The organism is Microcoleus sp. K1-B1, assembly GCF_036704705.1.
Taxonomy (GTDB): Bacteria; Cyanobacteriota; Cyanobacteriia; order Cyanobacteriales; family Microcoleaceae; genus Microcoleus.
The window spans coordinates 41,887-64,414 of record NZ_JAUBSH010000013.1; the positions used below are offsets into that span (position 1 = coordinate 41,887).

Consider the following 22,528-nt stretch of genomic DNA (forward strand, 5'->3'; position numbering starts at 1 on the left):
GTTTCCAAAACTTGTAGTTATGTAAAAGATTTTCTCCTACAGGAAAGTCTTACCCCGTATTTTTTTGAACCGAAACGATCGCGAGCATGGGGGGGAACTTCCGTATAAATTCACCTCAATTCAGTGCATCTGATTTCAGAGTGGATTTGTGTTCAGAATGATGTGAACTGTAGAACCGTCAGAGTCAGAACACGAATCAGTGAAGCTGCTGCCGTTCAGGCTTGTCAAAAGGCACGCTAAGACAACTTTCCATTATTTGTAGAGCCATGATTATAAATCATCAAGCATTGACGATGGCAGGCGCGCTCGCTATGATGCTATCACCACTGCTAATAAGCCCAGGCACGATCGCGCAGAGTTCTATTCGAGAATGTCTTAATGAGTTTGTCCGCCAAGGCGTTTCGCCTGATAAAGCTGCTGACCTGTGTTCCAGTGGTGGCTTGGCGATGGAAAGATGTGTAGAGAATAAGCGATTTAGCACTTACCAAGGTGCACCTCGATAGCGAAAGGATGGTAAGACAGAATACACTTACCCGATGGATGCGTTCTCTGCTGAGAGGAGCACCGGAACTCAATGCTGGACTGATCATCGAAACTTCTTTAATCCCAAGAATGTCTGCTGGGCGAGTTCGATCAGGGTTTCGGTACTAAGTGAAGAAGAAGCGGTCAACCAGTGCCGTAATGCGGTGGGTGGCAATCCAGTGGCTCCTGTCAGTAATCCAAATCAGAACACACCGCTGATCATCATTCCGGGAGGGGGAGGTACAACCTTGACTAATCCGGTTGGAGGGTCGCCACAGGCGATTCAGCAGTGTATGGAGAATTTGCTGTATCGAACAGAGGTACAGAAACCATTTTCCGGCTGGATTTGTGTTGAGAATGATGTGAACTGTAAAACCGTCACAGTCAGAACACAAATCAGTGAAGCTGCTGCCGTTCAGGCTTGCCAAAACGCACGCTAAAAAAACCTTTCTTAAGGGATATTTAATCGAAGTAAGAGTGCATTTCACCACTAATCGTTAAATTACACAACTATCCATAGGAGTAAGAACTCATGTCTAAGAAAGCTTTTCTGCGAAACTTATCTATTGCTGGTATCACGCTTTCTGGTGCGATCGCCTTGAGCAGTAAGCCAGCCTTTGCCGAGACAACCTTCGAGTGTATTAAGGCAGGTAGTGGTTATGCCACTATTGCTGTCACCCCGGAGGGTGCAAAAACAGAGCCTCTGATTACATGGAACAGTCAGGCAATGGCAGGCAGCGGTTTTACGCCCCAGCGCCGTTGTAATGAAGTCACTGGGCGCTTGAATACTGTAGTAGCTAATGTAGGCGGTAGTTTTTCGGATGTTTTGCTAACTACTGGCTCGGTTAATGGTTTGGGTGTAGTTTGTTGGGTAAACGACGAGCAATCGGGTTGCGATGACAGTAACGTATTAGTCACCATCTCACCAGGGAAAGATCCAGGTAAGTTCCTCGCTAACCTCGTTAACCGTCGCGCCAATCCTTTTGAAGCCGGAGTTGCAGGGTCAGAGACTACAGCACGGACGGTCGTAAGGTTTGGACAGTTCGTTGAGAAAGAGCTAGCTGCCGCCAGGAACCGCCCTTCCAACAAACGCCCTTCCGGTGGCGGTCGTGGAATCTAGAGGGGGGTTTTTCACTTTCTTTTTGGTAAACCAGGGAACAGCTATTTGAATTCTTTGGTTTACCAATTCTGGTACACCAAATAGACTCTGAGTTAACGTTTACCGTGAAGCCTCAACCTCCTACTCAAGTGCTTGCTATCGGCAGCGCGGTTTGTGGGGTCATTATATTGACCAATTTGCTAGCTTTTGCCAGCACACCTTTATCAAAAGATCGCTCCGATAATGTATCTCAAAATTATCCCCAAGTAGAGCCTTCTGTTGCCTCTGTTGCCAGACAGGTAACAGTGAGAATTTTCACCAACCCCGGAGCCGGCTCAGGGGTGATTCTCGACCGTCAGGGACAAACTTACACGGTTTTAACTTGCGCTCATGTGGCTAATGCGAGTGGAAATGGAAGCTATAGAGTTCTAACGCCTGACGGTCAAACTCATTTAGCCTTCCGCCAGCGAATACCAGCACTGCAAGGAATTGATTTAGCTTTAGTCCGGTTTGAAAGTCAAACTCCTTATCGAGTTGCGATTTTGGGAAATTTCGAGGATATTTCTATAGGAGAACCCGTTTATATTTCAGGATTTCCTAATTATCAAGAACGGGATGCCAATGCGTTAGAAGTTACCTATGACTGGGGGATAAAAGCCTTTCAGTTAACAACTGGAAACATATCAATGCTGTTATTAGACCGCTCTTTACATAGGGGGTATAAACTAGGCTACACCAACGCTACTAAAGGCGGAATGAGTGGTGGTGCTGTATTAGATCGACAGGGGCGATTGATTGGCATTCACGGCCGTGGTAAGCAAACAATACAAGGCATTAGTGCATTCAGATTGGCGGATGGTACAATGCCATCCCCAGAACTGTACGAGCAAATGTCTGGTTTGAGTTGGGCAATTCCAATTTACTCCTTCCAGCAAAGAATGGGTCAACTACCAGTCTCACCAATTAGAAATAACTTAGGAGTACCGCCTACTTATGAGGTTGAAAGACCAGGGATTACACCAACTAAGTGACCCAAAGTTTAATAAAATTTACCAAAAAGATACTTCAAGGAGGACAAATGTTTAAGAATAAATTGAAAGCGTTAGTCTTAGGATTAATAGCTGTAATCACCTTAATACTGGTAATTACTGCTACTACTTTTAGAACACCTGCCACCGCAGCGGAAACTAATACAGAGCAAGTCAGCAGCAAGCAAATTAAAGTGAGAACGCCTAGCGAATTGACAGACGTACAACCTACTGACTGGGCATTCCAGGCCTTACAGAGTTTCATAGAGAGATATGGAATGCCTATGGCGTATCCTGATAAGACTTTTCGCGGCAATCGAGATATGACAAGAGGTGAACTCGCTCAATGGTTCCAAGGCTTTACAAACACTTTAGAAGCACACAGAGGAGGACAAACTGGTGATTTGGCTACTCAAGAAGATTTAGCTGCTCTGCAACAATCGCTGAAATCTCTGCAAAAATCTGTCCAAGCACTTCGACAGTCTAGTCCTTCTCCTATACGTAGAATTTAGAATTTGTAGGCTATCTCTTTAACAAGGTCAGGTTCTTCTAAATAAAACTGCACTCTTTCAAACAGGAAAATAAATTATGCTGAAAAATCAATGGCAAACAGTTAAACTCGCCTTAGTTGCTAGCCTCACGGCTTTGATAATAGCATTAGGATCTATCGCTATTACTCCTGTTAATACCTTGGCTCAAATGACATCTGTAACACAATTTGTAGATGTTCAACCTACAGACTACTATTACCAAGCGTTACAGTCTCTGGTAGAGAGATACGGTTGTACGGTAGGGTTTCCAGATGAGACTTTTCGCGGTAATAGAAATATGACTCGATACGAAGTAGTTAGCACTATGAATGGCTGCATGGACAAAGTTACTGATATAATTTTGGGTGCTTCATCTAGGAACGGCGTAACGAAAGCAGAGGTGACAAGCCTTAAAAATTTAATTAATGAACTTCAACAAGAAGTTGAGTTAATTCAGCGTTCCAGAGCATCAGGTAAACCAATAATTTAGCAAAAACTAAATATTTGCTGTCAAAATTAGAAGTCGGTTGATATCTTCACTTGCAAAACTATCCTTAAAGGAAAACCTATGTTACAAAGTAAATGGAAGCGTTTTGGATTAAAATTTATTGCTATAGTTACTGGCTTGGTCTTAGCCATTACTGCTATGGGTTTTAAGTCAAATGCCTACTCAACTATTGCGAGTATTAACCTAGAACAAGTTCCTACTTCTACCTTAGTAGCTCAAGCAACAAATCAGCAAGAGTTTGATGCTGTTAACTCTATCGCTAGGGCTGCAACAGTTTTTATCGGTCAAAACATAGAGAATAGCAAAGCTGTAGAAGGAAGAGTGTTTATTGCGGCTCCTGGTTCTGGGGTAATTATTGCACGACGGAATTCCACTTATTACGTTTTGACCAATACTCACGTAGTTCCCACCCGTGGCAAGTACGGTATTCGCACTCACGAGGGTGAAGTTCATTTAGTAAACAACAGAAAACCTAATTATCCACGGCAACCCGATACAACTGAGGGCTTAATTTATCGGTTTGGAAATTTTGATAGCAATAAAAAAGTTTACCATGGCTACGACTTAGCTGTGCTTCAGTTTGATAGTTCTAAGGAGTATCCAGTTGCAGTCATCGGTGATTCTAGCACGAGTAAACCAGGCGAACGCATCTATGTATCTGGCTGGCCATTACCAAAAAACGCTACTTCTGAAGACAGAAAACGAGTGCAAAAAAATGGTGAACTCAAACAAGTTCTTAATCCGTCCGATCCCAATGGCAACTATAGTTTATGTTATTCTGCTGAGACGGCTCCGGGGATGAGTGGTGGACCTGTATTTAATTCCAAAGGAGAAGTTATTGGCATTCACGGTGCGGGAAAAAATTCTCGACAAGGCTGTATTGATAGTAGCCTAGGGATTAAAATTGACGACTTTATCAAAGAACAAGAAAAGATAGAACGTTATAGATTGACAAGTGCCTTCAAGCGTCCTCCTGCTAATCCATCAGAGTTTTCCCGCATGGTTAGAAATCGGAATGCTGATATTTTTACCGCAGCGGAATATCTAAGATTTTTTGATGTTTCTCCTGATGACCCATCCTTCAGCGCCATTTTATCTATAGTAGATAAATACGGTTGTATGCGGGCGTATGAGGATGGCAGTTTCCGCCCTGTTGATAGCCAAACTAGAGGTGAATTTGCGATCGATATAAACACCTGCTTGGATAAATTTGTGGAAAAATCGTCTGCTAGTCGGAGTTCTAGAAAAGATTTTGAGTCTATTCAAAAGACACTTCAAGGCCTTGCACAGGAAATTGAATCCCTTAAAAACACTAGCCCTTCAAATTCCGATCGGTAAGAAACTCCTCCGAATTCTCAAGTAGCAGTTGCTTCACCTCGATTTACATTCCTAGATGTTTTGGAATATAGTAATTGCCTGGAGGATATTATTCAGCTTTACCAAAATCCGGGTCGAGTGAGACAGCACGGAAGAAAAAGCAGTTGTATCCCGGATATTTTTCAGGCTAGTAATACGGGACTTTCTAAATCTCAGGCTCTAGAGTTAATCCCAGCGGCTAATGCTTATGCCACTTCTCAAACACTAACCAAGCCTCTTTATCCACCGAAAGGACAGCGAATGAGAATTAATGAGATGTTTGGGTTTGTTTATCATATAGATAGGAAAATTTGATTGAGACAGAAATTATCATAGCGATGGTCTCTTTAGTCCGGGTGGCTAATTCCTTTGCAATGGAATTATCCGGTGGTTGGAGGTTCGAGCAGTTAGCGATTGCTCGAGGTACTGGCATCTCTTCACGAGATACCTTCGTCCGCATCGCTGCTAATCAAGAATTACTGACAATTCTGTCTTATATGCCAGCTAGTTCTATTACGGATGCTGCATTTACCTTGGTTTGAGCATAAATAGCGTTGGCTAATACCAAACTCGGGTTACTTACCCCCTTTATGATGGCGAAAAAAAACTTCACTTCTCCCAGAGTTGTAGTTTGAAAACACGCCCTGGGTAACAAGGTAACAAATTTACCAAAAGCTCCAGACGAGGCTGTTCCGCTTCCGGTTCTGACTCCACCTCCAACTCCCCAGCCGGAAACGGCAAATCATCGGTCGTTCCCGCTGCCAACTCGTGAGTAATGGGAGCAATATTATTACGATTTTAGCGGCAATACTTGTCAACAAAACTCTGCAATCCTGCCTGATATCCTGCTCCTACCGCCTGAAATCTCCACTCTCCATTCTTTCTATACAAACGACCAAATTCTACAGCAGTCTCTAGCGAAAAATTCTCTTTTAATTCATACCGAACAAGTTCGCTTCCCGTATCCAAATTGGTAATTTTGATAAAAGCATTTTTGATATTGCTAAAATTTGCATTGATTTTATCTGCTTCATGAATAGTCACAACAAAAGTTATTTCCTCAATTTCAGGATTAACTCTTTCTAAGATAACGCCGTAAAGAGTCTTATTTTCTTGATATCCGATGTTTTTTTCAGGAATTGATTGCAATACCGAACTGTCAAAGGATTGCAGATTATTGTAAAAGATCAAATATTTATCGTTAGGTATTTTGCCGTCAGCACCTAGCATAAAAGCAGAGACATCTATCTCGTAGCTTTGTCCAGCCTCTGTCACCTGCCAACCGAGGGCGATCGCGATTTTTTTCAAACCGGGCGCTTCTTTAGAAAGATTAAATCTCTCACCCTTACTTAATTGCATTACCATCTGCTTATTTGTTAAACCTCAAACTTTATAGCGTTCATGTTAATATTAAGTGGGACAATAACTTTTTCTCTTTAATAAAACTTAATATTTTGCTGTTAATAGCAGGCTTGATTAAAAATCAATGCTGCAGCTCTCCAAATTTATTGAGATTTCCTTACAGAGAATTGCATAAGAAAAAACCGAGCTTTCTACAAAACCCGGTTTCTAAAATGGAACTTAATTTGACATTACTTTTGAGCATTTTCAGAACTAGGTGGCAAGGTCACGAAATTGCCAAAAGCTCCCACGGTTGGATAACTTTTTTTGCCTAATTGAGTTGTGTAAATACTGACCACACCTAAATTCTGACGCTGCGTTGTATTGTCGAGCAAGCTTTCGATCGTGTCCCGCTGCGAAGTCAGCAAATTCTTGCAACTGCCGATCAAAGTATCTGTAATGCCGCTCAAAGCTTTCGGAACGCGAGAATCTTTGCACACAGTGCTTTCTAACTCGGTTTGGAGTACGCCGGAAGCATAAGTTAGGTATTGAGCTCTCCCAGGATTTGTAAATGCCATGCCGGCGGCCAGAAGAGTCAGGACGATCGCGACTTTTCCCACATTGCCGAAAAAATTAGAAGTTGGCTTGTTAGTATTCATTGCGTTATCAATATTCATTTTTTTTAGCCCCGTTGATTTATAAGCTTCTCTTGATTTAAACTACACCTCCTCAGAAACAGATTTCCGAAAGGAGGGGACAGTTTTTAGATTGGAGGCCAGTTGCGAGTAAGTCTCTCACTGGTTTACCTTCATTTTACGTTTCCCCCTCCCTCAAATCCGGTAAATCTTCAACAAAACATTTAGCTGGTTCCTAGGCTGTGCCTGGGAAACGAGATCCAGAGGCTCTGCCTCGCTAATCCTCGCTTTGGAAGAGGCAGAGCCTCTGGATCTGCATCCCCAGGCAGAGCCTGGGGACGAGGAATTTAAACTTAGTTTCGCTTTGATTTTTGCCGATCGATCTCCCGCTGCAACTCTTCAATCTGACGGCGCAAAGCCTCCGTCTCACTGTTAGGCGCTTGGGACTTCACATCAACCGCACCCTCAGCTACAGCCCGCTTGTAGTTCCCCAGCTTAATTTGGCGGTATTCCTCCGAACTTGCCCAGTCTCGCAAATACCGCAGGCGTTCCACCGGGAAAGGGTGACTCAGCATCACGCCCTGGCCGCCGTTGTAAAGTAAAAACTTATACACTTGGTTGAGGTTGTCTCGATCGAGCTCTTGATAGTTGTCAGACTGGCGGATAAATTCTTGCAAACTGCATTGGTCAGCATATTTACTGCTAACTCCCGCAAGTTTCATCATCGTCTTCATCACACTATTCAAGTCATCCGTCACCAACAAAGCCGCCCGGTCTGCCGATAATTCAGCCTTGCGACGCCACTCATAAAAAGCGTAAATTAAACCGCTGCCGACCATATTTCCCAGCCCGAAAGTCATCTCGCCAATTGTCGAGGCAACGCTCATCGCCCACGTCGCCATTTGATTTAAAGTTGGATGACCGCATTTAATGTGTCCCAACTCGTGAGCCAATACTACCCTAATTTCTGGCTCTTCCAACAAGTCTAAAAGACCAGTGTTTAATACTACATAAGGCTGGTTTTTCCCCAGGGCATAGCTGTTAACTGAGGGATTCTGAGAAACAAACAAACCCGGTTCTGGAAAAACATCTAAAGCCTGCACGCACTCCCGAAATATATGATAAATGCTGGCATATTGGCGGGGCCCGACTTGAATGCTATTTCCCATTAGGTAAACGAATTGCGGTCGTTCGTACACAAATTCTACAAATTTGCTGGCAATTAAGTCAAATCCAGGCACGCTGCGTAACGCTTCCTCAGCTTGGCGATCGAGGGGATGCTGAAATGCTTCGCTAGAAATTCCAGTATAAGTAGGCATAGTTGTTGCAAAAGTTACATTTAAGATATCAGTAATGCCATCGCTGCTGGTGCTAGCTGGCGCCTGACTTATAATATTATCGCGACAAATATTCAACTGTTGTGGAACAGGCCGAAAAGCTTGTTCAAATTAGCGTTAAAATTGTGGTTCTGGTACAGGCGCGATCGACAAACATCTTTCACAGTGCCTGTGTATCGCCTCACCCAAAAATTGGAACGTGCAAAAATGGCTATCCTGCGACTCGAAAACGGTACAACCTACACTCAACAAAGCGACATTACCCGAGAACTCGCTTCCTTAAACATTCAACTCAACCGCTGGCCCGTGGGTGACAGCGCTGAAATTCAAAATTTGTTAGCTAAAGATGCTCTTGACGACAATCAAAAAGAGCAAGTGCTGCAAGCCCTCGACGGCTACTTTCAACAACTCAAGGAAACCGCAGGCTATCAATCGCGCGACTTAATCGTACTGCACCCAGACATTCCCAACCTCGACACCTTGCTGTCCAAATTCAACAAGTGCCACATCCACGCCGATGATGAAGTGCGCTACATCGTAGCAGGAGAAGGCATTTTTGGCTTCGTGCGGCCCGACGGTAGCCAAGTCGAACTCACAGTGCAGCCGGAAGAATTTATCAACGTGCCGGCGAATACAGAACACTGGTTTTATTTGACAGCAGCGCGGAAAATTAAAGCGGTGCGCTATTTTACCACGCAAGAAGGCTGGACGCCGGAGTATACCGATACGGAAATTCGATCGCGTTTAGCTGCTGTTTGAACAGTTGACGGTTGACGGTTGACTGTTGACAGTTGACTGTTGACGGCAATCTTCAAATTATATCAAATTCGTTAGCATCGGAATAGTAAATTCGAGTTCACTGTTGACGGTTGACTGTTCACTGTCAACCGTCAACCGTCAACCGTCAACATCATTCCGGTGTAACCGGAAATGATATCATCTAAAAATCCTCAAATCCAGCCTCAAATTTTGTGGTTTGAAGATTGCAAAATACTCAAAGCAACCGCCTCCGCCACCTTAATCCCATCAATACCCGCCGACAAAATTCCACCCGCATATCCTGCACCTTCCCCAGCAGGATAAAGACCTTCTGTATTCAAACTCTGATAATCTTCCTTGCGTTTAATCCGAATCGGTGAAGAAGTGCGCGTTTCCACCCCAGTCAAAACCGCATCCTCCATCGCAAATCCTTTAATCTGTTTGTCAAAAGCCGGAAGTGCTTCGCGGATAGCTGCGATCGCATAATCGGGCAAACTTTCGCTCAAATCAGTCATCACAACTCCCGGCGTATAAGACGGCTGCACACTGCCTAGCGCCGTGGAAGGGCGATTTGCCAAAAAATCCCCCACAAGCTGCCCAGGGGCGTTGTAAGTGCCACCTCCTAACTCAAATGCCCGTTCTTCTAGGCGACGTTGAAACTCAATTCCTGCTAAGGGATGACCGGGATAATCCTCCGGCGTGATACCCACCACAATCCCGCTGTTAGCATTGCGTTCATTGCGAGAATATTGACTCATTCCATTAGTGACAACTCGCCCCGGTTCGGACGCAGCCGCCACTACCAAACCACCGGGACACATACAGAAACTATAGACAGAACGACCGTTTTGGCAATGGTGAACCAGTTTGTAATCGGCGGCGCCCAAAAGCTTATGGCCCGCCCGATCGCCAAAACGACAGCGATCGATGATAGTTTGGGGATGTTCCACCCGAAAACCAATAGAAAAAGGTTTGGCCTCGATGTAAACCCCGCGCGAAAACAACATTTCAAAAGTATCGCGGGCGCTGTGTCCCACCGCCAGAACTATATAATTACTAGCAATATATTCTCCACTGGCGAGGGTAAGTCCCTGCACTTTTCCCTTTTCGATGTGGATATCTTCTACACGACTTTGAAACCGAATTTCTCCGCCTAATGCTTCAATTTGGGCGCGAAGACTTTGGACAATTCCCACCAGTTTGAACGTGCCAATATGCGGTTTATTAATATATAAAATTTCTGGTGAAGCTCCTGCATTCACAAGTTCCGTCAACACCTTCCGCCCATAATGTTGAGGATCTTTAACTTGGCTGTAGAGTTTGCCATCGGAAAAAGTACCCGCACCACCTTCGCCAAACTGAGCGTTAGATTCTGGGTTGAATTCTGCTTTTTTCTTCCAAAATCCAAACGTGTCAACTGTGCGATCGCGCACTGCTTTTCCGCGTTCTAAAAGGATGGGACGAAACCCCATTTGTGCCAGCATCAGCCCTGCAAACATCCCGCACGGCCCTGTACCAATCACAATGGGGCGAATCGTCAAATTACTGGGGGCTTGCGCTACAAAGCGATAACTCGTGTCTGGCGTCACCATCACATGAGGGTCTTTTTTGAAGCGCGCCAAAAGTTGCTTTTCCTGTGTCGTCTCTACATCCACAATATAGACAAGGAGGATTTCTGCTTTTTTACGAGCATCGTAACTGCGCTTGAAGATGGAATAGCCGAGCAATTCTTCGGGGGGAATTTGCAGCTTTTTGAGAATCGCACTGGCGATCGCATCTTGAAGATGATCTAGGGGGAGTTTTATTTCAGTTATTCGTAACATATAGTGGAAGGGAGAAGGAAGAAGGAAGAAGGAAGAAGGAAGAAGGAAGAAGGAAGAAGGAAGAAGGAAGAATAAAAATCCCGAACAAAAGTATTATAACTATTTCACTGGACATCCTATGGGCGATCGTCCTCGGTCGAGCAATTTTTGATTTTTGAGTGGATAATTGCAGAAGCGTTATAATAAATAAAAAATTAAGTTTTGTAAAGACCCTTGACTGCAACATTTACACCCAAAAACAGCCGCACCTGGCACGCTCTCAACCCCCTGTGGCAAGGAGCCGAAGACGCAGTACAGAAGGGTTTGCCCCACACCAAGCTCGCGCCGGCGTGGCAAATACTGCTTCTGGGTGACGGTTCCCCCACCCGTCATCTGCAACTGCTGACAGGGGAACCCACAGAAGTTGATGTCATCGATATGTCTTTAGTGGGTGAAGACGCAGACGGGGCGCCCCAGCAAATTGTCGCCGTTCCAGGGCCGCGCCTGCGCCGCCAAGTGTGGCTGCGGACTGCTTCGGGACAGCGCTTGGCCTATGCGACTTCTTGGTGGGAAGCGAGTCATGTAGACGAATATTTGCAAAATAAATCTTTGCCAATTTGGGCTAGTTTAGCGAGGCTGCGGACAGAATTGTATCGCGATGTGCAGGGCATTTATTGCGGTAATTCGGCTGCTTTGGAGTCAGCTTTTGAACAGTCGGGGCCTTTTTGGGGGCGACACTATTTGTTTTGGCATCACGGGAAGCCATTGACGCTGATTTATGAGGTTTTTTCTCCTTATTTAACTAAGTATCTGGGGCCGATGCAATTGGATGTTGATTGAGACTGAGATCTTGCACCATTATAAATAAGGCTTTCTGGGCGGGCTAGAAGCCCACCCCACAAGAACATTTACCTATTGTGGAACAGGCATCTTGTGGCTTTCTGGGCGGGCTAGAAGCCCACCCCACAAGAACATTTACTATTGTGGAACGGGAGCATCTCATATTTGTAAAAACACTTCTTATGGCTGCTTTCTTCTGACTCTTGCCTCCTGCCTCCTGCCTTCTGCCTCCTGCCTCAAAACTCCAATTTCTAGCTTAGCTGCAAAAGTTGAGATGCTCCCTGTGGAACAGGCCGGAAAGCCTGTTCTTAAGAATAGTTCCGACGAAATTTTACTCGCAAACCGTCGCGGGGATGCGGAGCCGGTAGTGCGATCAAATTCAAATCTTGATCCGGTAACAGTTCCCATTCAAACTCCCGAACAATCTTTGCCGCAAACAACTTCATTTCTAACCGGGCAAATTCTTTGCCCAAACATTCTCGCAAACCCCCGCCAAATGGCACGTAGCTGAAAGGTTTAGCCGATCGCTCCGAGCTAAATCGATCGGGGTCGAATCGATCGGGTTCAGGATAAAGTTGACTATCCTGATGGGTTTGATTAATCCCAGAAACCACGTTCCAACCTTTAGGAATTTCATAGCCGCCGAACTCACAAGCATTAATTACTGTCCGAAAAACACCTCTCACCGGTGGAATTAAACGCAGCACTTCTCGCAGCACCTGTTCTAAATAGGTCATTTGTTTGAGTTGTTCCAATGTTAGGGGTTCAGTTGCGGGGAACTGCTGCTGTTCTGCCCGCACTTTTGCTATCACATCGGGATTTTGAGCTAGGAGAAGGCAAAAAGAGATGAGCGCCGAAGTTAAAGTTTCGTGTCCCGCAAACAGCAGCAACAGCACTTGATCTTTCAAATCCTCCAAACTCAAACTATTTCCCTCGTCATCGCGAGCCGAAATCAGCAAACTCAAAGCATCATTGCCACTAGGGGTTCCTTGTTGGCGATCGCGAATAATCTTTTCAAGTTCTGCCAACAGTAACTTCCTGCCATTTTTAGCTTTGCCAAACTGAGTAAAAGGCAAATCCCAAGGGATAGAAAATAAGCCCTCTGCAAAAGTTTCAAAATAATGACCAAGCGCCGTTTCCGAACCATTATCAATCCCAACTAACAACTTACCCGCAACATCAAAAGTATAATTTCTCAGTTCAGGATACCAAGTCAGCGTTTCCATTTTTGCCCATTTTTCCAAATAGCGCTGAGTGATATTTTCCATCGCGCCGATGTAGCCGACCAAAGCTCGTGGCTGAAACGCTTGGTACAGCAACTTGCGCCGATTTTGGTGGTTAGTACCCGTTTGCAACGCCAAGGAAAGCGGCCCTAAAAGCGCTCTCGTGCTGGGAGGCCAAGTCACAACAAAATATTGGTTGTCATTGCTTAAAACAAACAAATTAGCCTCTTGGCCACACATAAACACGGTAGGCTTTCCGAAAATGCTGGTTTTGAAAAGGGGCCCGTACTGCTGGTGGCGTTTTTTGGCGAATTGGGAATCTTGCAAAAAGTTGAGGGTATCGCCAATTAGGGGTAAACCGAAACTGCCGGGAGGTAAGGCCATTTTAGATTTTAGAGTTTAGATTTTAGATTTTTAATATCATATCAATTTTAGTTGAAGGGTGGGCAATACGCAGCAGACAAATTTCTGGTAAATTAACTTTTCTCTGTTTGTAGCCTGTAGGATGCGTCAGTCTTCAGGTTGGTACAAAAAATTGTGGTTTTTCCAACTGACGTACCTTAGTAGTTTTCCCGACAAACCAATTTAATTTTATGTCCTTTTAATTGGAATCTCGATTATAAATTCAGTACCTTTCCCCACCACCGAGAAGCACTTGATTTCACCTTTATGTTTTTCTACAATAATTGAATGGGAAATCGCTAAACCCATCCCCGTTCCTGAACCAATCCGTTTGGTAGTATAGAAGGGGTCAAATATCCGTTGCTTGACTTGATCGGTGATACCTGCACCGTTATCAGCAATTCTAATCACAGCGAGAGGACCTTCTACCTCTGTACGAATGCGGATAATTCCCGGATTTTCTAGCGGTTCTTGTAACACGTCAATAGCGTTAGCAATAATATTCATAAACACCTGATTCAATAGTCCGGCGTAGCACTCCACCCGTGGCAATTTTCCGTATTCTTTAATGATTTGAATAGCTGGGCGATGGTACTCCGTAGCCGCTACTTTAACGGGCTGAACTTTCAAACGGTGTTCTAAAATCATCAATGTGCTGTCGATGCCTTCGTGAATGTTAACTTTTTTCATGTCAGATTCATCGAGGCGAGAGAAATTCCGTAAACTCCGCACGATATCCCGGATGCGAGTGGCTCCCACCTGCATAGAAGACAGCATTTTCGGCAAGTCGTCTAGCACAAAATCCAGCTCTAAAACTTCTATTTCCTCCTGAATCGCTGGAGAAGGTTCCGGGTATTCATCTCGATACATTTGCACCAGTTTCATCAGGTTTCTGGCGTATTCTTCTGTGTAGGTAAGATTGCCGAAGATAAAGCTGACGGGGTTATTGATTTCGTGGGCGATTCCTGCTACCATCTGACCGAGACTCGACATTTTTTCTGCCTGCACGAGCTGAGTTTGAGCAAGCTTAAGTTCGCACAGAGTTACTTCGAGTTTGGCAGCTTGTTCTTGCGCTATCCGAGCTGAATCGACGCTTTTAGTGTAAAGTTCAGATTGACTGATGGCGATCGCCAATTGATCGCCAATTGCCTCCATTAACTCCACTTCCTCTTTTGTCCACTTACGCACCTCGCTGCAAGAAATGCAGCCAACAACACCAGTTAGACCCCCCGCACTTTTAATCGGCAAATCCAAGACAGACTTGCAACCAACCTCCAAAAAGAATTTTTGTTCTACGGGATCGCTGACAGTTGCAACATCATCTATTTGATAAACTTCCAAATTAGCGATTTTTCGCGGCAGCATACCCGTTATGTCAGCAGGAAAATAACCCAAAAGCGAGAATAAGTCATCATTCTTAGCTTCGTGGACGACATTCCAAGCTGGTGGCGAAGCGTCGGGCAAATACCAGATAAACACACAGCGATCAACTTGCAGCAAGTCGCGAATCTGCTGCACAGTTGTTGCCAAAATAGTATCTAAATCTAGAGATTCGCGGATATTGCTAGCTAGCTGGTTCAGCAGCGCTTCCTGCTCCGCTAATTTGCGGAATCTCGCTTCTGACTTTTGCAACTGTCTTTGAGATTCTTTTTGTTTTGTAACGTCCAAACCCAAACCGATTAAGCCGATCGCGTTACCAGAATCATCTTTGACCTTAGTTTTAATTGTCTCCAAATAATGTTCTTTACCATCAGCAAGCTGCATCACTTCTTCAGCATAACAGGGAACATCTTGGCTCCACGCTTGCGCGTCAGATTCCATGCACTTAGCAGATGCTTCTAATCCCAAAACTTCGGAATAGTGAGAGGCTGCTAAAAATCTTGATTCGGAAATACCCACATCTTCGCAGAAAGTTTTGTTAATTAATAACATCCGCCCGCTAGCATTTGTCAGCCATACCCAGATCGGAGCGTTGTCAATAATTGCCCTCAAAGTTTGCTTTTGTCTGGCGAGAGCTTCTTCTGTTTGTTTGCGTTTAATTCCCAGGGCGATCGTATCGGCACTTGAGGCCAAAGCAATCAGCGTTGATTCGTTCAACTCCTGGCGAGCAAACATCGCGATTACTCCCAGCAACTGATTGTCAACAATTAGCGGATATCCAGCAAAAGCCACCATTCCTTCACGCGCCGCCCATTTTTTGTCCTGGATTCGGGGATCTTCTTGCACAGAATTAGTGATGTGAGGTTGTCGCTCCAGGGCGATTAAACCAATCTTGAACTCGCCGACAGCAATGCGGCTGTGAGCGCCGTCAATATGAGTATATATCCCCGCGCTTGCTTGCAGTTGCAATACATTTCCGTCTTCATTCAACGTCCAAATCCGAGCAAAGGCAACATCCAAATGGCGCACAACTGCATCGGCGCAATATTGCAAAGTTGTACGCAAACTCTGGTTTTGAGTTAGAACAATTCCCACATCTGCTGTGAATAAAGAAAGTTTCAATTGTTCTGCTAAAGCTTGTTCTGCTATTTTGCGTTGTGTAATGTCGGTAGCAGCACCGAGACGCTGCTTAATTTTTCCGTCCTCTGTTCTGCTAAATACAATATTCCGGCTGACTAACCAGTGCCAACAATTCTGTTTGTCGCGTACCCGATATTCGTACTCAATAACTTCGCCGTCGGGAGCATTTTCTAATTGCTGAAAATAGCCGGGAAATTTAGCTAAGTCGTCAGGGTGGATGATGGTGGGCAGTAGATTGCTGCCCATGTTTTCAACTTCTGCCCTCGTATAGCCGAGGGTGTCAGTGATTTCGCGATTGCTGTAGACATTTCGCTGCTCGCTTTCATCGTAAACAAAGAGAAGATTCGGACTGGTATTGGCAATTCGCTCAACAAAACGCTGACTCTCTTGCAGCGCTGCTTCTGCTTGTTTGCGCTCGGTAATGTCGCGGCCGACACCATACATCAATTCTTCCTCGTAGAAACCCGTAGCAGTCCAGGCTATCCACCTGTAAGAACCGTTTCGACAGCGCCAGCGGTTTTCAAACCCAACGGTATTATTCCCCGCAGCAATACTTTCAGCTTCTTTTAAAGTAGCTTCACGATCGTCTGGATGCACGAATTCAATGAAGAGTTGGCCCACCATTTCTGCTGGAGAATAGCCGAGGATTTTTTCTGCTGCTGGGTTGATACGTTTTAAATAACCGTCAAAACTAATGACGCACAGCAAATCTAGCGAGAGACTAAAAAAGCGATCGCCCCCGTCGGGTTCGCTGGATGGGCGATCGTTTTGGGCTGCGACAGCAGAAGCTTTTGAGCCCGCCGATACCGCCAAAAAGACAATATTTACTATTCCCAAAAATCCCAGGGCGACTTGGCGGGCATAGAAATTATCGCCGCTGCCAGCTACGAGCCACCCATTTAACACCAGCAGTACAATTATCAAAATTGAGAATATACTGCCAGGGGCGATCGTCGCTACGCTGATTTTTTTTTCATACTGCTTTCTAGATTCTGGTTTTTGTATTGTGGTAAATGATCCCGTAATTTTTGTCCACAACACTTGCAGGAATTTCACCACTTTAGTGGTTTTAGATTCTTCTAGTTGAACTGAATGTTTCATTCTTTTACTCTAGAGTTACTGTGAGTTGTGCTGATTTAAAAATTACAATAAAGATGTTTAAATATTATAAATATTTCCTACTTTGCGAGCTCTAATATTGGATCATTGGGTAAATGTACCCAAAACGAGGAGATAATTAAGTGTATTTACGGAAGTAGCCACCAATCTCTTTTTAGCTGGGGTACGCATTTGCTAATTTTTGCGACTCAGAGAGAGTTTACTTATAATACTACGCGATATATTGTTGTTAGTCATTGGACATTTGGCCTAATTTAGCTAGTCCTAGACGCAGAACCTAATTATCTAGGCTGCACATGAAGCTGCTTACCGCGTTATAGTAGCGTGTTATACGGCAGTTTTTGCGTCTAGAAATAACTGGGTTTGATGTAGGAAAATACTGCGTGGAGCGCCCTGGCGGTGGGTTAAAAACCCCGGAATATTAGTCAAGTTCAAGCAGGTTTAATTTGAGCATAACTTATGAAGTTAAAATAAATATAAACTGCTAATTTGTGATGATAAAAGGAAAAAAAACTTCATAGCAGTTTTTCCTTGTAGGAGATGTTCGCCCGTAATGGCTAATTAGTAATTGGTGGTAATTGGTCACAGGCAATTGGTACTTGATACGAGTTAAAAACACTAAATATCAATTTTGTTCTGATTCATCCGCAGGCGATGGGGGCCAAGCAGCTTGGCGACCTAGTTGCTGTTGCCGAATTCGCTCCAAATTCCCCGCAGGAATAGAAGCTATGAGTTGCCGCGTGTAAGCTTGCTGCGGTTGGCGGTAAATGCGCTCAGCAGTGCCAATTTCCTCGATTTTACCTTTGTTCATCACGATCGCGCGATCGCTCATAAACTTGACCACGCTCAAATCGTGAGAAATAAAAATATAAGTCAGTCCAAACTCTGTTTGCAACTCCTTCAGCAAATTTAAAACTTGCGCCTGCACCGACACATCTAATGCCGAAACCGACTCATCGCAAATAATAAACTTAGGATTCAAAGCCAAAGCTCTAGCAATACAAATTCGCTGCCGCTGTCCGCCCGAAAACTCGTGAGGGTAGCGCCGCATAAAATCGGGATTTAAACCCACTCTATCTAACAAATAAGCCGCGCGATCGCGCTGTTCTTTGTGGTTCTTACCAAAGCGGTGAATCACCATCGGTTCCATCACCGCATCCCCAACATTTAGGCGCGGATCGAGAGAACTAAAAGGGTCTTGAAAAATAATTTGCAGATCGCGCCGCAGCCACCGCAATTTGCGATCGTACTCTTTTTGCATCCGATAATTAGCCATCCACTGCGATGCCGAACTACTTTTCGCAGGAGGCGTAATTTCTTGACCTTCAAAAAACACTTTACCGCTGGCGATCGGAATTAATTGCAGCAAAGCCCTCGCCAAAGTAGATTTGCCACACCCAGACTCGCCCACCAAACCCAAAGTCTCGCCCGGATAAACCTCAAAAGAAATATCGTTTACCGCCATAAATAAGCGTTTGGTTTCGCCAAACATCCCCTGCACCGGAAAACCGACGCGCAAGTTATCAACAGCTAGCAAAGGGCCAGAAATATGCGGCAACCGAGGCGGTTTTCCTGTTGCAAAAGCGGAATTTCCCCCGCTGTTGTCGCCGTCTAAATCGGCATTTTTCTCGACAATTACTAATTCGCCGCTAGCATTTGTGGTGACATCCATAAAATCGGAAACTGTCGGCAAGCGGCGCAGTTGCCGATCGAGAGTTGGGCGGCAAGCTAACAGACCTTTTGTGTAAGGATGTTGGGGATTGCTGAAAATTTGTTCGATCGCACCGCACTCAACAATCTTGCCTCGGTACATCACCGCCACCGTATCGCCAATTTCAGCAATGACGCCCAAATCGTGGGTAATAAAAATCATTGCCATGCCTCTAGAGTCGCGCAACTCGCGCAGCAAAGCTAAGATTGTTGCCTGCACGGTTACGTCCAAAGCCGTGGTAGGTTCATCAGCAATTAATAGAGTGGGATTGCAAGAAATGGCCATTGCAATCATCACGCGCTGGATTTGACCGCCTGATAGTTCGTGGGGATAGCGATCGAGCATAGCTTGTTTTTGGCCGTTGACGAGCTGCATCAAATCGCGATCGTCCTCCATAACTGCTTGATTCCCCGCAGCAGTCCGGGAGTGCTCTTGCCGCAAAGCCAAACACCGCTGCCTGAGCTCATCGTCGCCCGGTAGCAGCTTCACCTCTTGTAGCAGAGAAGCAGCTTGGCGCCGCGCTTCTGTCTGCGACACCTGTTGGTGCAAACAAATGGCTTCTGTGAGTTGAAATCCGATCGTATAAACAGGATTTAGCGAACTCATCGGCTCTTGAAAAATCGTCGCAATCTGGCTGCCCCGGTATGTTTGTTTTTCCCTGTCGGGCATTTCCAGCAGATTCACAGGCCCATTGCTAACGCCGTCTTTTGTCGGAGAAAACCAAATTTCGCCATCGATTTTGGTTGACGAACTCGACAGCAAACCCATAACAGCCAGGGATGTTACCGATTTTCCCGACCCCGACTCTCCCACGATGCCCAGAGTTTGCCCTCGCTTGACCTCAAAGGAAATGTCGTCAACCGCTTTGACGGTTGCAGACGCATCGCCTGCGTCCGCAGATTGAAATTGAACCCGCAGGTTGCGAACTTCTAGGACGGTTTCACTCATGGAAGTCTATGGCAAAAATTAAAGGGAGATTAAGTGGATTGTAGCAGGGCCTGTGGAAGGCAGAAGGCACGGGGAAAGTTTTAAGATTGCTTCGTTCCTCGCGAAGCGTGGCAATCTGAAAACTCAGAGCTAGTTATAGCGGCTATCAATCAGGTGAGGTACTCGCCGGCTTTCTTACCAATTCCCGAATCGAAAATCGAAAATCAAAAATCGAAAATCCCAATCAGTACCTCACTCAATTGACAATTGCGATAAGTGCCTTCTGCCTGTGAGTAATTTTCCTTAAAAACCGATGACTTGAGTGTCAGCAGGCAGTGCAGTGGCCTCGGAGACCTTTTTAAACACAGTTGCCTGCTCGTTTAAGGAATTAGGTCTGGCCTGTCCGGGATTAGTGCCTTGCAACTGAAGCCGCATTTGACCTTCGGGAGTCAATTCAAAAACAGTCTCAACAGTTTCTGTGCTGCTGAGGCCGACATCAATGTGCATCGGTTTTTCACCCTGATTAACTTTGTACCTCATTTCTTTGGCGCGGGCGGCTCCGTCGGGGCCTTTAGCCATGAGAAACAATTTGCCTTCTGGGGCAAAGACGAAGGTGAAAGACTCACCGGAGGGGACTGTGCCTTGCCATTGGCCCAGGAGTTGCTGGTCGAGGGTGCTAGCGGCCGGGGCTGCTGTTTCTTGGGCAATTGTTGGTGTTGCTGCGGATGCTGGGCCGAGTGAGGCGTTGAAGCTAATGAGGATGCCCAAGCAAAGGCTACCTGCGATCGCTTTACCAATCATTTTTGAATTAGACATGAGACCGATCTAAAAATTGGTTATTTGTTTTGTACACTGTAGCGGTAAAACCGTACTTTGTTTAGTTTAAATCCCTTTGATGGATAGATAATGGATAGATATAGGTTGAGGTTCAAACCTGCAACGCAGTTGTCATCCCCGGACTAAAGCTTTTCCTGAGCTTGTTGAAGGGTCACGAGGCTTTCAGTTTTTTTTATTGTAAAATCCAATACAAATCCGGCTTAAGCTGCACAGTTCGCTGTTTTGAGTTAATTTTTCTTAACTCAAAACAGCTAATTGACTATTGCGTTCGATCGCACAGATAGTTTGGCAAATCGATCGCATTAATAGTCTGTCATTAATTTTTTTCAGTATCGGGTTCGACTTGTTCTGTCGGAGATGCCGGCGCGGGTTGCTGTGGATTTTGCGATCGTTTCATGCGTTCCAATGCCTCTGCGTAAGACCAAGCCACGCTCACAAGAAAAGCTTTCGCCATGCCGGACAAATTTTGTGCATCCTCGCTTTCAGGCGCTTCAGCTTTTTGGTTGCCGTCGTTCATCATGTTTTTGTTTTCTCCCGGGCAGGTTTTTCTAGCGATTTTTTGCAGTCTGCGATCGATACCCACAAATTATGATTTTTCTTGCACCCGCACCCTACGTATCTTTGAGGATATGACCTTGATTACCACGAATAATATCATAAATACGCTGATTGGATGACCACATCAGAAAGAAACCTTAACTTCGCTGGTTGCCCGCAGCACTGACTCTTGCTGGAAAGTGCGCTTGTAAGTTTCGATAATTTCATGAATAGCTTGATTTTTTTCCGGACTACTTTCATAAATTAAAATAACTATTTTAGAATTTTCTTTAATCAGAATTCCCGAACTGTTGAGAAACTGCCCGGAGCCGTCTAATACGGTTAGCCCTTCCCGAAAGCGAGGGGTAATAACTGCCTTGACAAACTCCTGCCATTCTGATTCAGAAATTGTCTCGCCTCCCGGTTTTGTTAAGCCAAAATACAGTTCATCTTTGAGGAGATTTGTTTGCTTGGCATTAGTCTCGGAAGTTTCGGGCAGTTGAGCGCGGGCAATTGTCGCAGGACAAACAGGCAGGATGAACAGCAGGCCGGTCAAGCAAAGACTGTTAAGATGTTTATTCATCAGGACTTACGCGGAAATTCTATATTGTGGGACGTTGTTTCTAGCGTGCCCTTGAAATGCTGATTGAGAATGCTGCAATATCTCAGTTTTAACCACCAAGTCTGAGCAACGGGTTTTTAACGCGAATTTGATTTAAGTTAACATAAAATACTTCCAACTCAAAAACCCAGTTTCTCAGGGGAAACTGGGTTTTTGAGGATCTGTTCTAGTTTATTTAGGATCGCCTACTTGATTGCGTCTGTCGTAAGCTGTTGCGGCCTTTAAATTGTAAGTCAAAAAAAATCCAATTCTTGTGGGGGAGTAGGGGTTGGGCGTCCCGCCCGCCCTGAATATACAATTTAAATTCGCGACAGCTTATTAAGTAGCTCAACCTATTTAAACGTCAAACTTTTCAGGTGTTCAGAAACCCGGAAGGGCCAGCACTCTTGGCTGCGCCCCAAAAGCAATCAGGTTTCTCAGTGTTATATTTTTTTAGGTGGAGCTACTAATCCTTTAATTCGCGGATACTTCTCTTAGCAGTGTCTTGATACATCTCCCCCATTTCTTTCACGGCAGCTCCTGCTTCTTGCCCAATCTTCTGAGCTCGTTCGCCGGGAGAGTCAGAGGTTTCGCGAGCTTCTTGCCTCCATTCCCGGGTTGTTTGGGGTCTTTCAGGATTGTTGAGCTCAGACTTTGAGCTGGCTTGCGTGCCAAAACCTTTGTTAGTGCGTCCCGAATCAACAGTGGTTGTCAGCACCAGAAAACCGACTAGGACAACACTCAAAAAACTCTTGATTTGAAAGCCCTTAAGCAGGGAACTGATGCGAGCAATGGCTGTGGAAATCAAATTCATCTCAGTAATACTCCCTAAGTTGATTGGTGATAATTTTCAACATTTTTTCATCTAATTGACTCGCTCCAAAATTAGCAGCT

General features: G+C 45.0%; 20 protein-coding genes and 1 pseudogene. 10 read left to right on the forward strand and 11 right to left on the reverse strand.

Going from position 1 to position 22,528, the window contains the following annotated elements; translation table 11 throughout:
• Positions 1-266: 266 nt before the first annotated feature.
• From QUA83_RS07165 to QUA83_RS07200, 8 genes and pseudogenes are all read left to right on the forward strand, one after another.
• Positions 267-503 (forward strand): hypothetical protein, encoded by a 237-nt coding sequence (locus tag QUA83_RS07165; RefSeq protein WP_333292310.1) that lies wholly within the window; start codon positions 267-269, stop codon positions 501-503.
• 33 nt (positions 504-536) lie between these two features.
• The gene (locus QUA83_RS07170; RefSeq protein ID WP_333292311.1) at positions 537-962 is read left to right on the forward strand and encodes a hypothetical protein; all 426 of its coding nucleotides are present in this window, start codon (positions 537-539) and stop codon (positions 960-962) included.
• A 92-nt stretch (positions 963-1,054) separates the two neighbouring features.
• Positions 1,055-1,642 (forward strand): COP23 domain-containing protein, encoded by a 588-nt coding sequence (locus tag QUA83_RS07175; RefSeq protein WP_333292312.1) that lies wholly within the window; start codon positions 1,055-1,057, stop codon positions 1,640-1,642.
• A 104-nt stretch (positions 1,643-1,746) separates the two neighbouring features.
• The gene (locus tag QUA83_RS07180) at positions 1,747-2,652 is read left to right on the forward strand and encodes a serine protease (protein WP_333292313.1); all 906 of its coding nucleotides are present in this window, start codon (positions 1,747-1,749) and stop codon (positions 2,650-2,652) included.
• Between the two features lie 47 nt (positions 2,653-2,699).
• Positions 2,700-3,161 carry an S-layer homology domain-containing protein gene (locus QUA83_RS07185; RefSeq protein ID WP_333292314.1) on the forward strand — a complete coding sequence of 154 codons (462 nt, stop codon included), beginning with the start codon at positions 2,700-2,702 and terminating at the stop codon, positions 3,159-3,161.
• A 181-nt stretch (positions 3,162-3,342) separates the two neighbouring features.
• Positions 3,343-3,669: pseudogene (locus tag QUA83_RS07190) on the forward strand (iron uptake porin); the annotation flags it as partial.
• A gap of 78 nt (positions 3,670-3,747) precedes the next feature.
• Positions 3,748-5,025: a trypsin-like peptidase domain-containing protein gene (locus QUA83_RS07195; RefSeq protein WP_333292316.1), complete on the forward strand. Its 1,278-nt coding sequence runs from the start codon at positions 3,748-3,750 to the stop codon at positions 5,023-5,025.
• A 356-nt stretch (positions 5,026-5,381) separates the two neighbouring features.
• Entirely contained in the window at positions 5,382-5,585 is a 204-nt protein-coding gene (locus QUA83_RS07200) for a hypothetical protein (RefSeq protein ID WP_333292317.1), read from the forward strand.
• 256 nt (positions 5,586-5,841) lie between these two features.
• Here QUA83_RS07200 and QUA83_RS07205 read toward each other — a convergent pair whose 3' ends face one another.
• From QUA83_RS07205 to QUA83_RS07215, 3 genes are all read right to left on the reverse strand, one after another.
• Positions 5,842-6,402, reverse strand: coding sequence for a TerD family protein (locus tag QUA83_RS07205; protein ID WP_333292318.1), 561 nt, complete (start codon positions 6,400-6,402; stop codon positions 5,842-5,844).
• A gap of 233 nt (positions 6,403-6,635) precedes the next feature.
• Complete coding sequence (locus QUA83_RS07210; protein WP_333292319.1) at positions 6,636-7,061, reverse strand: DUF4359 domain-containing protein; 426 nt, start codon at positions 7,059-7,061, stop codon at positions 6,636-6,638.
• Positions 7,062-7,372: 311 nt separating this feature from the next.
• On the reverse strand, positions 7,373-8,338 hold the full coding sequence (locus QUA83_RS07215) for a M48 family metallopeptidase (protein ID WP_333292320.1): 966 nt from the start codon (positions 8,336-8,338) through the stop codon (positions 7,373-7,375).
• 225 nt (positions 8,339-8,563) lie between these two features.
• On the opposite strand from QUA83_RS07215, the gene QUA83_RS07220 reads away from it, so the two are divergent.
• Entirely contained in the window at positions 8,564-9,115 is a 552-nt protein-coding gene (locus tag QUA83_RS07220) for an acireductone dioxygenase (protein ID WP_333292363.1), read from the forward strand.
• Between the two features lie 203 nt (positions 9,116-9,318).
• On the opposite strand, the gene QUA83_RS07225 is transcribed toward QUA83_RS07220, so the two are convergent.
• Positions 9,319-10,938: an NAD(P)/FAD-dependent oxidoreductase gene (locus QUA83_RS07225; RefSeq protein WP_333292321.1), complete on the reverse strand. Its 1,620-nt coding sequence runs from the start codon at positions 10,936-10,938 to the stop codon at positions 9,319-9,321.
• Positions 10,939-11,151: 213 nt separating this feature from the next.
• On the opposite strand from QUA83_RS07225, the gene QUA83_RS07230 reads away from it, so the two are divergent.
• A complete protein-coding gene (locus QUA83_RS07230; RefSeq protein WP_333292322.1) occupies positions 11,152-11,757 on the forward strand; it encodes a chorismate lyase in 606 nt (201 codons plus the stop codon).
• Positions 11,758-12,065: 308 nt separating this feature from the next.
• Here QUA83_RS07230 and QUA83_RS07235 read toward each other — a convergent pair whose 3' ends face one another.
• From QUA83_RS07235 to QUA83_RS07265, 7 genes are all read right to left on the reverse strand, one after another.
• Entirely contained in the window at positions 12,066-13,364 is a 1,299-nt protein-coding gene (locus tag QUA83_RS07235; protein ID WP_333292323.1) for a cytochrome P450, read from the reverse strand.
• Between the two features lie 207 nt (positions 13,365-13,571).
• Entirely contained in the window at positions 13,572-17,003 is a 3,432-nt protein-coding gene (locus QUA83_RS07240; protein ID WP_333292324.1) for a PAS domain S-box protein, read from the reverse strand.
• 643 nt (positions 17,004-17,646) lie between these two features.
• Positions 17,647-19,680 carry an ABC transporter ATP-binding protein gene (locus tag QUA83_RS07245; protein WP_333292325.1) on the reverse strand — a complete coding sequence of 678 codons (2,034 nt, stop codon included), beginning with the start codon at positions 19,678-19,680 and terminating at the stop codon, positions 17,647-17,649.
• A 282-nt stretch (positions 19,681-19,962) separates the two neighbouring features.
• Positions 19,963-20,475, reverse strand: coding sequence for a hypothetical protein (locus QUA83_RS07250; protein WP_333292326.1), 513 nt, complete (start codon positions 20,473-20,475; stop codon positions 19,963-19,965).
• A 337-nt stretch (positions 20,476-20,812) separates the two neighbouring features.
• A complete protein-coding gene (locus QUA83_RS07255) occupies positions 20,813-21,016 on the reverse strand; it encodes a hypothetical protein (protein WP_333292327.1) in 204 nt (67 codons plus the stop codon).
• A 162-nt stretch (positions 21,017-21,178) separates the two neighbouring features.
• On the reverse strand, positions 21,179-21,616 hold the full coding sequence (locus tag QUA83_RS07260; protein WP_333292328.1) for a DUF3574 domain-containing protein: 438 nt from the start codon (positions 21,614-21,616) through the stop codon (positions 21,179-21,181).
• A gap of 484 nt (positions 21,617-22,100) precedes the next feature.
• A complete protein-coding gene (locus tag QUA83_RS07265; protein ID WP_333292329.1) occupies positions 22,101-22,448 on the reverse strand; it encodes a hypothetical protein in 348 nt (115 codons plus the stop codon).
• Positions 22,449-22,528: the final 80 nt, after the last annotated feature.